The sequence below is a fragment of the Vibrio sp. FF145 genome (assembly GCF_041439075.1).
Classification (GTDB): Bacteria; Pseudomonadota; Gammaproteobacteria; order Enterobacterales; family Vibrionaceae; genus Vibrio; species Vibrio tasmaniensis_A.
In genome coordinates this window covers 25,493-38,872 of the sequence record NZ_JBGONH010000050.1, presented here as the reverse complement: position 1 = coordinate 38,872, position 13,380 = coordinate 25,493, and the positions used below count along the sequence as shown (strand labels likewise).

12 protein-coding genes and 1 tRNA gene are annotated in these 13,380 nt (G+C 43.0%); 6 read left to right on the top strand and 7 right to left on the bottom strand.

Annotated elements, in window-relative coordinates:
* The coding region (locus ACED42_RS17250) for a transposase (RefSeq protein ID WP_371703528.1) at positions 1-262 on the bottom strand (262 nt) is incomplete at its 3' end.
* A gap of 444 nt (positions 263-706) precedes the next feature.
* Between ACED42_RS17250 and ACED42_RS17245 the strand changes: the two genes are divergently transcribed.
* From ACED42_RS17245 to ACED42_RS17235, 3 genes are all read left to right on the top strand, one after another.
* Positions 707-1,642: a LysR family transcriptional regulator gene (locus tag ACED42_RS17245; protein WP_371703526.1), complete on the top strand. Its 936-nt coding sequence runs from the start codon at positions 707-709 to the stop codon at positions 1,640-1,642.
* A 192-nt stretch (positions 1,643-1,834) separates the two neighbouring features.
* Complete coding sequence (locus ACED42_RS17240; protein WP_048611920.1) at positions 1,835-2,944, top strand: NAD/NADP octopine/nopaline dehydrogenase family protein; 1,110 nt, start codon at positions 1,835-1,837, stop codon at positions 2,942-2,944.
* Positions 2,945-3,017: 73 nt separating this feature from the next.
* Complete coding sequence (locus ACED42_RS17235) at positions 3,018-4,424, top strand: YfcC family protein (protein ID WP_048611918.1); 1,407 nt, start codon at positions 3,018-3,020, stop codon at positions 4,422-4,424.
* A 275-nt stretch (positions 4,425-4,699) separates the two neighbouring features.
* On the opposite strand, the gene ACED42_RS17230 is transcribed toward ACED42_RS17235, so the two are convergent.
* The 3 genes from ACED42_RS17230 to ACED42_RS17220 form a co-directional block, all read right to left on the bottom strand.
* Positions 4,700-5,941, bottom strand: coding sequence for an integrase domain-containing protein (locus tag ACED42_RS17230; RefSeq protein ID WP_102489618.1), 1,242 nt, complete (start codon positions 5,939-5,941; stop codon positions 4,700-4,702).
* Positions 5,942-6,114: 173 nt separating this feature from the next.
* Positions 6,115-6,191 (bottom strand) — tRNA-Val (locus ACED42_RS17225).
* A 265-nt stretch (positions 6,192-6,456) separates the two neighbouring features.
* Positions 6,457-7,125, bottom strand: coding sequence for a DUF2726 domain-containing protein (locus ACED42_RS17220; RefSeq protein WP_102258523.1), 669 nt, complete (start codon positions 7,123-7,125; stop codon positions 6,457-6,459).
* A 286-nt stretch (positions 7,126-7,411) separates the two neighbouring features.
* Between ACED42_RS17220 and ACED42_RS17215 the strand changes: the two genes are divergently transcribed.
* Complete coding sequence (locus ACED42_RS17215) at positions 7,412-7,597, top strand: hypothetical protein (protein ID WP_009846910.1); 186 nt, start codon at positions 7,412-7,414, stop codon at positions 7,595-7,597.
* A gap of 217 nt (positions 7,598-7,814) precedes the next feature.
* Here ACED42_RS17215 and ACED42_RS17210 read toward each other — a convergent pair whose 3' ends face one another.
* Positions 7,815-9,773 carry a diguanylate cyclase gene (locus tag ACED42_RS17210; RefSeq protein WP_371703524.1) on the bottom strand — a complete coding sequence of 653 codons (1,959 nt, stop codon included), beginning with the start codon at positions 9,771-9,773 and terminating at the stop codon, positions 7,815-7,817.
* Positions 9,774-10,031: 258 nt separating this feature from the next.
* Here ACED42_RS17210 and ACED42_RS17205 point away from each other — a divergent pair, with 258 nt between their 5' ends.
* Positions 10,032-11,138, top strand: coding sequence for a M20/M25/M40 family metallo-hydrolase (locus ACED42_RS17205; RefSeq protein ID WP_017065539.1), 1,107 nt, complete (start codon positions 10,032-10,034; stop codon positions 11,136-11,138).
* Between the two features lie 155 nt (positions 11,139-11,293).
* Here the strand turns inward: ACED42_RS17205 and ACED42_RS17200 are convergent, their stop codons facing one another.
* Together ACED42_RS17200 and ACED42_RS17195 are read right to left on the bottom strand one after the other, a co-directional pair.
* Positions 11,294-11,716: a DUF3859 domain-containing protein gene (locus ACED42_RS17200; RefSeq protein ID WP_012604104.1), complete on the bottom strand. Its 423-nt coding sequence runs from the start codon at positions 11,714-11,716 to the stop codon at positions 11,294-11,296.
* Between the two features lie 73 nt (positions 11,717-11,789).
* Positions 11,790-12,158, bottom strand: coding sequence for an ATP-binding protein (locus tag ACED42_RS17195; RefSeq protein ID WP_371703523.1), 369 nt, complete (start codon positions 12,156-12,158; stop codon positions 11,790-11,792).
* A 275-nt stretch (positions 12,159-12,433) separates the two neighbouring features.
* Here ACED42_RS17195 and metA point away from each other — a divergent pair, with 275 nt between their 5' ends.
* Positions 12,434-13,375: a homoserine O-succinyltransferase gene (gene metA / locus ACED42_RS17190; RefSeq protein WP_012604106.1), complete on the top strand. Its 942-nt coding sequence runs from the start codon at positions 12,434-12,436 to the stop codon at positions 13,373-13,375.
* Positions 13,376-13,380 lie beyond the last annotated feature (5 nt).

Sequence of the window (13,380 nt, the reverse complement as noted above, 5' to 3'; positions counted from 1 at the left end):
AGGTGGCGGCCTTTTTTACGATATCTAGCTCTTCAGCTTGCTCTGCTAATAATCGTTTGAGCTTGGCATTTTCAGTGGCGAGTTCTCTTTCTCTATCGCTGATTTTCGCGTCTTTTTTTACGGCTTTACGCCATCCATAGATTTGAGATTCATATAACGATAGCTGCCGTGCGGCAGCAGCGACACCGACTTTCTCTGCTAACTTAAGTGCTTCGGCTTTAAATTCAGGAGCATGTTTGATTCGTGTTTTCTTAGTTGTCATTGTCCACCTCGTTAGTGATTGTACTCACTTAACTCAGTGTCCAAAACTTCTGGTGCGGATCACTATGTATGAGGCTGAAATTCAATATATCTTGTATGGAGAGATAACTATTGCGGGAAAAGAGTTATAGAGAATTGGTGAGAACACTAAAGGGTGTAATTAAATAACGAATGCAACTACTGCTAGCTTCAGTGCTTCTGCTTTAAATTAAGGGGAACGTTTAATTGTAGTTTCTTGGTTGTCATTGTTCACCTCTTTCACGATTGTACTCACTTAACTCGATGTCCAAAAAGTGCTGGGGCGGATCACTGTTTAAAACGACTTTTAGTTGAGCTTTATTCACTTTAAACTTGCCAAGAAATTGTTGATTACTCATTACAGCTCAAGGTATTCCACTAGAGCTTCTGGTAATTTCATCGATTCCTGTATCCAGAGCTGTATGTAATGAAGCTAACCCAACTCAATGCTTTTAAAGCCATTGTTGAATGTCAAACCGTCACTGCCGCGGCAGAGCGCTTATCGCTTAGTCAATCCGCCGTCAGTCGACTATTAGCCAATTTAGAACAAAGAATTGGCTTTCAACTTTTTACTCGTAAACGAAATCGCTTGGAGCTTAGTAATGAGGGAGAAGCCTTCTATATTGAAGTATCCAAAGTCTTTGATGCTGTATCAAGTCTCGATCACGCTGCGCATTCAATTCGCTCGCGCCATTTCGGGACACTGAATATTGCTGCGATGCCTCTTCTCTCAAACGCCTTTTTGCCAAGAATCTTGGCGGTCTTTTTAAAGCAAGCGCCTAAAGTCAAAGTCGGGTTTAAAACATATCGTTCCGAAGAGGTGAATCAGCGGGTTCAAAGTCAAACAACAGACATTGGCTTTGCGTTTATTGATGACCACCTCGCGGGTGTAAAAGCACAAAAAGTAGAATGCGAATGCGTTTGTCTTATCCCCTCCGATTCGCCACTGGCCAAACGCTCGGTCATAGACATCTACGATATTGCGGGTCAAGTGCTCATCCGCCACGAAAAGGATATTACTCAGAGAAGAGTCGATGCATTGTTACGTCGCTATGACCTATCAACGATTGAGCAAATCGAAGTCTCACTGGCAAGCACCGCTGCAACCTTAGTTCGAGAAGGTGTCGGGATCGCGATCACTGATCCATTTACCGCTTACATGGAAAGCGAGCACCCAAAGGTCGTAATGAAACCACTTGTATTCGGCCTGCCGTTTGAATTTGATATCCTCTACCCTTCGTTAAAGCCCATTCACCGAAATGCGGAACAGTTCATTGAGCAATTCATGTTACAAGCTGACGCGATGAATATTCAGCTCAAAATTGGGCCAATGCGAAACCTCAGTGAATATGATTCTGAGTAAGTTCACAATTACAGAGATGCCAGACTACTTTGGTGAAATCAATTTATACTAATAAAGTCAATACCTTGAGATAACACCAGCCTCTCATCATTCCTTTTTTGCATACTAGTCTCCAGCTTAGTCATTGGCGACGAATATGCCTTCTTCCTTAAGCTCTCAACCAGAAAAACAAAAATCAATAAGGAAGAAATTATGAAAACGCGCGTCTCTGTGATTGGCTCCGGTAATGCTGGATTAACAGCGGCCTATCACTTTACCCTACAAGGTGCTGATGTCTGCCTCTATGGCTCGCCAGGTTTTGACCATCCTCTGGCAGACATAGAACAACGAGGAGGGATCTGTGCACTTGAAAGCTTTAATGACGTTGAACTGACTTACAGTGGCTTTCAGGCGTGTGACAAAATCAGCCGCGATTTGGCAGAGACAGTCTCATATGCCGACTTACTCGTCTTACCGGTCCCATCATTTGCGCAAGAGCCACTCTTTACTCAAATGCTGCCTCATTTACGTGATGGCCAAATCATCATGCTTATGCCAGGGAATTATGGCTCATTAGCGCTAAATCAAATTAAAAATGAACAAGGGTTTGCCCATTTAGATATCACTTTTGTTGACGCAATTTCGATTCCCTGGGCAACTCGAATTGTTGGGCCTGCAGAGATCGCTATTTTAGGTATGAAAGAGCACCTTCCTGTCGCCGCTTATCCTGCAGATCGCACGGAAGAGGCTATTGCAGCCTTACAAGCTGTGATGCCTTTACCTCTAACAAGGCTTAGTAATGTCATTGAAGCCGGATTAGAGAACATCAACTTTGGCGGACATCCATTACTAACAACACTCAATATTGGCTTACTAGAAAACTTCGATGGCCAATTCAATTACTACAAAGATTGCTGCTCAGTTTCAACAGCAAAAGCGGCAGCAGTAATGGAGTCAGAGCGTCAATCCATAGGCAAAGCGCTAGGATTACAACTGTTGCCTGAGCTTCAAGCAATGAATGCCCTTTACGGTATGAAATGTGAAAGTGTTTATGAGGTTAACCGCACTTCAGAAACCCACGGCAAACTGAACAGCGCACCCAACTCAGCCAGCAACCGATACATCACGGAAGATGCCGCTTACCTTCTCGTCCCTTGTTACGAGCTCGGTAAACTGGTCGGTATTGACACACCTATGGTGACATCTTGTCTGCACATCGACAATGCGTATAACGAGACCAATTATTTCGAATCTGGAAGAACATTAAAAAAAATGGGACTTGGCGATATGTCCGCTCAACAAATCATGGAATTCGTTAGCTAACGTGAAGGAACAGCTTTTGGGCTAAATCCGACCAATGGGGCTTCGGCCCCATAAGAAATAAAAGGACATCGTAATGACAAAATTTAAGTTCCCTTCTGCCTACACAATTTTGATGATACTGACCGTACTAATGGCCATTTTAACTTGGGTTATACCGGCCGGTCAGTACCAGATGGAAACCAATGAAACACTAGGCCGTATGGTGCCAATGGTTGGTACGTATCAAACCGTTGATTCAAACCCTCAAGGTATCGTCGATATTTTAATGGCACCAATTCAAGGCTTCTATGACCCAGGTAGTTACGTGGCGCGTGCAGTGGACGTCGCCCTATTTGTATTGGTTATCGGTGGATTTTTGGCTGTAGTAACCCAAACCGGCGCGATTGATGCAGGCATCGCCGGAACCATGAAACGCCTATCAGGTCGCGAGAAATGGATGATCCCTATTCTAATGGGGTTGTTTGCGCTGGGTGGTACCGTTTACGGCATGGCGGAAGAAACTATTCCTTTTTACGCACTGCTGATACCTGTAATGATCGCAGCAGGTTACGACAGTATCGTTGGCGTTGCTATTATCATGGTTGGTGCTGGTATTGGCTGTTTAGGCTCTACTATTAACCCTTTTGCGACTGTCATTGCCTCTAACGCAGCTGAAATCAATTTTATGGAGGGCTTTGCTCTACGTGCCGTGATCCTTGTTCTTGGTTGGATCGTTTGTGTTATCTATGTCATGCGCTATGCAGAAAAAGTGAAAAACAACCCTGAGCTTTCAATCGTCGCTCACCAGAAAGAGTCAAACTTAGAATATTTCCTGCACAGTAAAAAGCAAGAAACACCAGAGCTAAACAACACACGTAAAGCGGTACTGGCTATCTTCGGTTTAACTTTCGCCGTTATGATGTGGGGCGTATCCGCAGCAGGATGGTGGATGGCTGAACTCTCCGCTCTATTTCTTGGCTCAAGCATTCTTGTTGGCTTCGTTGGCCGGATGTCAGAAGTTGAAATTACCGACAGTTTTGTAAACGGAGCGCGCGATCTTCTGGGAGTGGCCCTGATCATAGCTATTGCTCGTGGCCTTGTGGTCGTCATGGATAACGGCAACATAACCCACACCATTTTGCATTACGCGGAAGGCTTATTAGGCGGGTTAAACGAAATCGCATTCATCAATGCTATCTACTGGGTCGAAGCCGTGATGTGTTTGGTCGTTCCCTCTTCTTCAGGGCTTGCGGTACTCTCAATGCCAGTTCTTGCCCCACTCGCGGATTTTGCTGGTGTTGGCCGTGAACTGGTTGTCACTGCCTACCAATCTGCCTCTGGTTTACCAAACCTTGTGACACCGACATCGGGCGTGGTGATGGGCGGTCTAGCCATTGGGCGAGTCGCTTACTCATCTTGGCTAAAATTCATTGGTCCATTGCTTGGCGTACTTTGTACCATGGTCATGATTCTTCTAAGTATTGGCGTTGTGATCAGCTAATCTGGCTGAAGTATACACCCAACAGCAACGTCAATTAGCTGTAGATTAAAGTTCATCTCGGGGCTGGCTATCCCCTTTAGAGGTGAACTTTGTTTATTCAGCCATTAATGAATAGTGACAAAATTGCATATTGAGTTGCTGATAGATTGATTTAACGCAGTCTTAAGAAAGAGAAACGTCGCTAAGATGCTCTGCTCCCTCCAGTAGAACTGGACACTTCACTAAGCAATTTTCCGATACCAAAAGTTATACGTTGCTCTTGCACTCCCATACAACTAACCCACAACCTTCAGGCTCTTTTTACCACTCATCGACAAACTTCCCGTTGCAGCATCTTCAATATGATCACTCCACCACGCCATTAGAACTTTACGACGTTCAAGGTAATCAGTGCGGTTGTATGCGCTTCTTACCTTATCTCTATCCACATGAGAAAGTGCAGCTTCAATAATGTCTGGATCAAAATTCTGTTCATTTAGAGTGGTACTGGCTAATGCGCGTAAACCGTGAGAAGTTTGCCTGCCCTTCATACCCATTCTTACCAATGCTTTATTTGCTGTCTCTTTGTTGATGTGATTGTTGTTACTTTTGTCTGCTGGGAAAAGGAATTCACTATCCCCCGTAATGAAATCAATCGTTTCTAATAGGTCTAAAGTTTGTTTTGTTAAAGGGACAGTATGCACTCTTCCCTTTTTCATTCGCTCAGCAGGAATGATCCAAAGCATCTCTTCTCTGTCAATTTCATCCCAACGAGCCCCAGCGGTTTCAGTTGGCCTTGTCATGGTGTGAAGTTGCCATTCTAGCAAGCAGCGAGTGATAGGTTTAATGGATGCGTAGTTGATTGTTTTGAGGAGCTCTGGAAGCTCATCTGGGGCTAACGTAGCTTGGTTGGTTACTTTAGCGGTTTCAAATGCTTTACCAATGCCAGCAAGCTTGTTGTGTTCAATCACACCCGTGTTTACTGCAAAGGTCATTATCTCATTGAGGTTGCGGCACAAGCGTCCCACTGTTTCTAGTTTACCTTGGTTCGCAATGGGTTTAATTACTTTGATCGCTTGAGGAGCCGTGATATCGCTAAGTGGACACTTTCCCAGATTCGGCAAAAGGTACTTTTCTATTCGTTGTTTTAACTTTTTAGCCGTTTGCTCTTTGACGCTTGTTCTCTTCACTTCAATCCAGTCATCAAATACCGACTGTAACGTATTCGCCAATTCTAACTGTTTTTCTCTAAGAGTAGTGTCACGGTGCTCTTTAGGGTCAATACCATCAGCAAGTAGTTCTCTAGCTTCAATAGCTTTGGTTCGAGCTTTAGCAAGCGATACAGATGGGTATTTACCAATACTGAGGTTTGCTCGTTTGCGAGTAATTGGACGGTAATAGTTAAAGAGCCACAATTTGGAACCATTCGGCTTTATTCTCAATGCAAGACCATCACCATCGAGCAGGCTATATTCCTTTTCTTTTGGTTTTGCTTGTAAGATCTGAGTCGCTGTTAATGGGGTTGTTTTCCTAGCCATAGTAACATCACCAATCCATATTTCCTGTAGTGTTACTAACAGTGTTACTTTAAACGGTGGATTTTACAACACATCACGGAATCTCTTGGGACCAAGAAATAGCTAAGAGTCTGATAAAGCGAGGAATTACAGGCACAAAAAAGCCCACACTAGGTGGGCTCTTTCGTATAATGTGGTGCCCGCTACTGGACTCGAACCAGTGACACCTTGCATGTCATGCAAGTACTCTAACCAACTGAGCTAAGCGGGCAATGCTGTGAAACTTATCTAACCGCTTTATTAAGTGGCTAACGCTTCAGAACGAGATGGATAATAGCGAGTGATTTGGATACGTGCAAGGATAAATTTGCACAAAACTGTTTGTTTGCTTTTAAAAACAACAATCAGAATAAAATTTAAACACAAAGCAGATCAATGGCTTGAAGTAGATCACATTTAAGTTCAACTTCGATGATTACAGACATCAGCATGCTTCGCGTCTTTTCTCCCTTTAATGAGCACTTCGGCGCAAGGTATTAGTTAGAATCTTCGTCCATATCGAATACGACGTTGTAGTTCTCGGTATAAGTACAGTTAGGTTGACGACTACAAGTAAAGAAACGTCGGCCTTTATAATCGCCATGGCTTGCCAGCTTGATGATCATAGGGCTGCTACATTTCTTACAGAATCGAACTTCTTTAGATGGCTCAATCAAATCGATGTGTGCTGCCAGTAACCTCTTCAAACGGCTCACTTGATAACTGTGCTTAATTGAAGCGCCAATAAGTGGAAGGCCAGCCGATTTACAAACGTGCATCAATAGCTTCTCGCGATCAACCTTTCCTTTATTCAGCTCTTTTCCATTGTCCAATTCGATGATTACGCGTGGCTCTAACGTTCGCGGGTCGCACACTACAAAGTCAAAATAACTGCGTGAGATTTTGTTGTTCGCAATAAACCAATTCTTTTTATTGTTCGCCTTAGCGGGGGCAACAATGTTAGACATGCTCACTTTAGCAAATACTTCCCCATGGTTACCCACTGCGGATTTGAGTGCGTTATAGAAGGTCGCTTGTTGCGCCGACATTAACGAACCTTTCTTTTGATAAGCATGATCTTTGGTGTCATCATTTTTTACTAGATAGTTTTGAATAAAGTAAAAGAACACAACCAGAACAATTACAACGATAAAAATATTAGTCATTTTCCAACACAATCACATTTGTATAGGGATTAAGAGAGTGGTTAGCGTATGTAGAAAAGCGTCACGTGGCAAGCAAAAGAAGCAGAGCTGCGAATTGGAATCATGACCTTTGAACGCTTTAATCGCCAGAGGCTGTCTCTTTATCGGCTTCGACAGTTCAAGACGCACATCTCCTATTTAATAATCAAATCATCAATTACATATTAAATTGATTCAGATCAAATCGCACCAAGTTGTGACCAATTAGCATGAAAAACGTTAGGCAAATGTTAATAAGGAAATTGCTGTGGAACTCAAACAAGACCCAAGATGTTATACCGATGTGTGTGTCGATGGTAAGTGGTTCCATTATGACCACTGTGGAACTCAAGCTTATATGCTAAAAGGTGGCGCTTCAGCAGTCATTGAACTCGCTCGAGAACCAGCAACAGAGAGTGAGCTAGTTGAAATGTTAGAAAGTATCGCTAAGTAATACTCTTAATAGATAATATAAAAACTAAGCGAATAGGAGTTGATAACACCCTTATTCGCTTAGTTGCTTAGTTGCTTAGTTAAATGGTTGCTTTAGGTTCTTTTACTCGATTAAATTTAAACGCTTCTGCCTAAGGGGAATGATTCAGATGAGGCTGCCAAGTATTTAAATTACAGGTTCATTTAAGCTGTATTTTCGCACTAAGCTGTATTTTTCGCTAAGCAATGACTACCTGGTTGCGCCCTGATTGTTTTGCTTGATATAAAGCGTCATCTGCTGATTTCAAATGCTGTTTGTAGGTACTGCTATTTAATTCTTGATACGTTAAATGAATGGTCGCACCAATTGATGTAGTTAACGCTAACGGACCGGAATACGTTTCTATCGTTTGATCAGCGATTGTTTGCCTTATCATTTCCAACTGTTCGTCTGGGTCTTGAGTGCCAGCAAGCAGTAAAACGAATTCTTCCCCACCCCATCGAGCCAACACATCGTTTGTTGATAGCGCTAGCTCTATACGCTTAGCAACCTCTACCAAAACTTGGTCCCCAATATCATGTCCGTATGTATCATTGACTCGTTTAAATTGGTCTAAGTCCAAAATAGCAAGCGTATACCCGAACGGCGACAAACGGTATGGCATTGGCTGAGTTAACAATTGTTCCAGGTAGCGTCTATTGAATAAACCTGTCAACTCACATCTCGTCGATTGCTTAACCAACTCTTTGTTGGTCTTATGCATAGTGCATAACCTTACCAGAAGTACAGCAATGCTTATGATGACCATAACACCGAGTACGACAACAATGCGGTCTTTTAAGCTCTGTTTATCTAGCGTCATATCTGCGAGCTCTTTTTCTGCATTAAGCAGTTCATTCTCTTTCGCTAATGAAGCCGTCGCAAAGTCTTGTTCTAATAAAAAGATATCACTCTGACGCTTTTCAAATAACAGCGCTTTGTTGCCCTTGTAATAAAGCTTGAAATACCGAAGTCCAATTTCACTGTTGCCTTTAGATTCATAGTATTCTGCAAGCGCTTTGAAACCAAGCACCTTCCAACTACGGCTGCCAACAATATCAAACATCGTAGACGAACGTTTTAGATCAAAGAAAACAAAGTTATCTTGGTTCAAACCGATATTTGCTAAAGCTCTGTTTAAGTAACACTGACCCAGTTGGAGTGTGTACTTTGCAACACCCGGGTAACCAATACATTGGTTTGTTACTTTCCTTGCTAACTCAAAGTTCTTTTCTGCTAGCAGTACTTCACTCTGAGCTTTTAGAAGAAGGATTTTGTATCTTTCACTTACGCTATCATCATTAAATTTGGTGGCACTTTTATAAGCCTCTCGACCTTTTACTAAGTCGCCACTGCGTAGATAAGCAAATGATTCATTAACATATAACACACCGATGGTTGAACCGTCGCGTAATCCACTTTTGATATAGAGTTTTTTGGCCTGTTCGATAAGTTTGAGTGCTTTCGGCCAATCTTCCAGATAGATATAAAGCAATGCCATATTCGACATCAACTTACTGTTATAGATATGCCGTGGGTATTTCTTGCCAAGATTTAAGCCCTTATGAAAAAAATATTGAGCTTCGGAAAAATCATTTTGGATGTTTTTGATCGACCCCACAGTGTTGTAGGCTTTTATCAACAGTTCTTCATACTGGATTGATTCAGCGATACTTATTGCTGCTTTAACTTGAGATTCAGCCTCTACTAATTCACCTTGACTCATCTGCTCAATCGCTAGTTCAACTAAAGATTGCGCCTTTAACCACCCCATATCTTCACGCTGTGCTAATGCCTTGATCTGTCGTGTGTATTCAGACACAGCCTGTTTATCGAGATCATGCTGTGCGAGATTCGATAAAATCATTAGTTCATAACCACGATAGATAGCTTTATGTTGCGTAGGGCTCGTTGCTTTTAAGGTTTCAAGCTTTTGGGAGGCAAGTTTTGGATCACCGCGAGACACATTAAGGATTTCAATGAGTTCAGCGCCATATTGAGTCCCTGATAACTCTTTTTCGGGGCTGTACGCGCCTGGGGTTTCTGGTCGAATAGTCTGTAAATCGTCGTCATAAGTTGGATAGAGTAAATACAATCCTAGTACAACACTGATCAGTACGACGAGAAAAAATGAGCCTAACACTCTGTTGTTATTCATTTATAAGTGCCATTACTGATTGCATACCAATTTAATCGACGGTTACCTTAAGCGGTTTCACATTGTACCCGACACATATGGAGATTTAAATCCTGCACATGGGTCGATCCGCGTAGTATTTTTCTCATAAATTAGAATAATCAGATAATTTTCTTGATTTAACTCAGGCAATGATTCTGTAAAAAGGCGTTATAGTTATTTTCCTGTTCCAGCCTCCGTGACTTCTTTAGAAACAACGGAGCAAAATGAGAATTAACAATGACCCAAATTAATGAACAACGTCTCGTAGAACATTTCTGCGATCTAGTGAAAATTGATAGTGAATCTCGTAACGAAAAAGCGATTGCTGAAGCTTTGGCTGAGCAACTCGGTGAACTGGGTTTTGAAGTTCACAAACTGGCGGTTCCTGAAGAAGTGTCTAACGGTTTCAACATCTACGCTCGTCTAGATGGCACTCTTCCAGGTAGCACAGTATTCAGCTGCCACATGGACACTGTAACGCCAGGTATCGGTATTGAGCCAATCATCGAAGACGGTATCATCCGTTCAAAAGGCAACACAATTCTAGGTGGCGACGACAAGTCTGGTATCGCAGCTATCATGGAAGCGGTTCGTTGCATCAAAGCTGAAGGCCAAGAGCACAAAACTATCGAGATTGCGTTTACTGTATTCGAAGAAGGCGGTCTGTTCGGCTCTTTGAACTTCGATATGTCATACATTCAGTCTGAGCACGCTATCGTACTAGATACAGGCGGCCCAATTGGCACTATCGTCAATGCAGCACCTGGCCAACAGAAGATTGTTGCTAACATCAAAGGTCGCCCTGCTCACGCGGGTTTAGCGCCAGAAGAAGGCATCAGTGCCATTCAAGTGGCAGCAGACGCTATCACTAAGATGAATCTACTTCGTATCGATGAAGAAACTACGGCAAACGTCGGTATTGTTGAAGGTGGTCAAGCGACTAACATCGTAATGCCAGAGCTTAAAGTCGTGGCTGAAGCTCGCTCTCTAAACGGAGAAAAGCTAACAGCTCAAGTTGAGCACATGATCTCGACATTCCAAGAGAGTGCAAAACAGTTTGGCGCTGAAGTAGAAATCGAATCGACTCGTGCTTACGATGCATTCGTTATCGCAGACGATCACCCGCACATTCTTTCTATCAAGTCCGCATTCGAGAAGCTTGGCGTAACAGCGAACACTAAACGCACTGGCGGCGGTAGCGATGCAAACAACTTCAACGCGAAGGGCCTAACAACGGTTAACCTTTCTACAGGTATGGCGAAAGTTCACACCACTGAAGAGTACATTGCAGTGAAAGACATGGTCGCAATCACTGAGTTTGTTGTCGCTTACGTGACTCAATAGTCTTACTAGTCAACTAGCCTGTCTTATTTGTTAACGAGCCTGTCTTATTCGTTGACGAAATAAAAAATGCCATCTAGTTAACGTCAAAAAGCCGAGTTCACATGTAACGTGTGACTCGGCTTTTTTGTTGTCTTAATTTAGACAGAAGTTCTAATCTAAAAACCCCTACGCTTCCAAAACTGCCCTTCGTCTTTCGCAACAAGGTCGAATGTCTTATCAGCAATGATGTTGCCTTTTAGCTCGACGGTCATGCGCCATTTACCGAGTTTGTTGGAGACAGGCGCCCAGATAGTATCGCCTAAGTAAAAATCCCAGTCATTGTTGCCGACATGCTCTTCACCATCGAACGGTTCGAGCACTTCACCCGTGTCGGTGGTGATGTTCGGGTGATAGATGCAGTAACGGATTTTTTCACCTTTGGCTTTTTTGATATTCAAGATATAGCCAAATTCCACGTCGATTTCAGCATCAACGGTAGTGGTGAACTCTTGGATTTTTGGAAGATCTTTAGATTTGGAATCCCACGTTGTGTAGATGCCGTAAGATGTCATGTCGACCACAACAGAGCGCTTTGCCATTTCAATCGTTACCTTGGAGTTGTTCTATTAATTAATTCTATTTGCCACTCACCCAAGCTGGATAAGCACGAGGCTATTCTTGCCAATCTTTTGCCATGCGCTTAATCACCGACGGTTCGATGTCGTGGATGCTGCCATATTGCTCTCGGCACACTTCTATAACCAAATCCGCTTTGTATTTAAATGCGAGTTGGCGGTAAGCTTTCATTTCCCAGTGCTTAATAAAGGTATTCGAAACAACCACATCAAGCCCTTGCTTCAAGCCGTTTTCAGCCGTGTTCTGACACCACTCATGCGCTTGCTGCAACTGCCTTGGGTCAAAATTATAGTCGCCTTGCTCATTCACGTAATACATATCCGCTTCGACATGCAATGCATCGTAGTTTTTTGCTTTTGTTGACTTGCCGGAACCGGGCAACCCTCGAATGAGTATTAACTTCATCTGTCACTTTACAGGCTAATTTTAAAACATGAGTTTATCTTAAATAGTGACGAGTTTCTCTGATAACTACCGTTGCTCAACATCCGAAAACCGAGTCCTTATACTCGACTCAGATAATCACTGAATACAATGAGACTCCCCTCGACGCTGGTGGATGACTTCTGATAGCAAACACAAATAATTTACAACCATCCATTTTGTATATCGACAAGCGTATCAAACTACTATAGATTTAGATGTATAGACGTCTACATATCTAGCTTAGGGAGAAAGCTTTGCCTATTCGCATTCCAGACCAATTGCCAGCATCTGATGTTCTTCGTGAAGAAAACATCTTTATTATGCCGTTATCAAGAGCATCGACACAGGAAATTCGTCCACTTCGAGTCTTGATCCTCAACCTAATGCCAAAGAAGATTGAAACTGAAACTCAATTCTTACGCCTACTATCCAACAGCCCATTGCAAGTCGATGTAGAGCTGTTGCGTATTGATGACCGACCAAGTAAAAACACGCCGACAGAACACCTTGATAACTTCTACCGTCAATTTGAAATGGTCAAAGGGAGAAACTTTGATGGATTGATCATCACTGGTGCGCCACTTGGCTTGGTTCAATTTGAAGACGTTATCTACTGGGATCATCTAAAAACCATCATGGAATGGGCAAACAAGCATGTGACCTCAACCTTGTATGTGTGTTGGGCTGCTCAAGCTGGCTTAAAGCTCTTGTATGATTTACCAAAGCGAACTCGTAAAGATAAGCTTTCTGGGGTTTACAACCACGAGATACATAACCCGTACCACCCAATTTTACGTGGCTTCGACGATACCTTTTTGGCACCGCACTCTCGCTATGCTGATTTCTCTCAGGAATACTTGGCCGAGCATACCGACCTTGATGTTCTTGCGACTTCTGATGTGGCGGGCGTATACCTTGCGGCAACCAAAGATAAGCGAAACGTGTTTGTAACCGGTCACCCTGAATACGATGCGCATACACTTCACAACGAATACATTCGTGATTTGGGTGAAGGCATGGAGCCTGTGATACCAATCAACTACTACCCGAACAACAATCCAGACAACAAGCCTGTAGCAAGTTGGCGTAGTCATGGACACTTATTGTTTTCAAACTGGCTTAACTACTGCGTTTACCAACAAACGCCTTACGATCTGGATCACTTCAGCGAAGACAACTTCACCAAGGACGACTAAGTTCT

What these genes read in the sequence shown, in the direction of transcription:
- ACED42_RS17245 (WP_371703526.1), top strand. Translation starts at nt 707, where the DNA reads ATGAAGCTAACCCAACTCAATGCTTTTAAAGCCATTGTTGAATGTCAA.
- ACED42_RS17240 (WP_048611920.1), top strand. Translation starts at nt 1,835, where the DNA reads ATGAAAACGCGCGTCTCTGTGATTGGCTCCGGTAATGCTGGATTAACA.
- ACED42_RS17235 (WP_048611918.1), top strand. Translation starts at nt 3,018, where the DNA reads ATGACAAAATTTAAGTTCCCTTCTGCCTACACAATTTTGATGATACTG.
- ACED42_RS17230 (WP_102489618.1), bottom strand. Translation starts at nt 5,941, where the DNA reads ATGGCTAGGAAAACAACCCCATTAACAGCGACTCAGATCTTACAAGCA.
- ACED42_RS17220 (WP_102258523.1), bottom strand. Translation starts at nt 7,125, where the DNA reads ATGACTAATATTTTTATCGTTGTAATTGTTCTGGTTGTGTTCTTTTAC.
- ACED42_RS17210 (WP_371703524.1), bottom strand. Translation starts at nt 9,773, where the DNA reads ATGAATAACAACAGAGTGTTAGGCTCATTTTTTCTCGTCGTACTGATC.
- ACED42_RS17205 (WP_017065539.1), top strand. Translation starts at nt 10,032, where the DNA reads ATGACCCAAATTAATGAACAACGTCTCGTAGAACATTTCTGCGATCTA.
- ACED42_RS17200 (WP_012604104.1), bottom strand. Translation starts at nt 11,716, where the DNA reads ATGGCAAAGCGCTCTGTTGTGGTCGACATGACATCTTACGGCATCTAC.
- ACED42_RS17195 (WP_371703523.1), bottom strand. Translation starts at nt 12,158, where the DNA reads ATGAAGTTAATACTCATTCGAGGGTTGCCCGGTTCCGGCAAGTCAACA.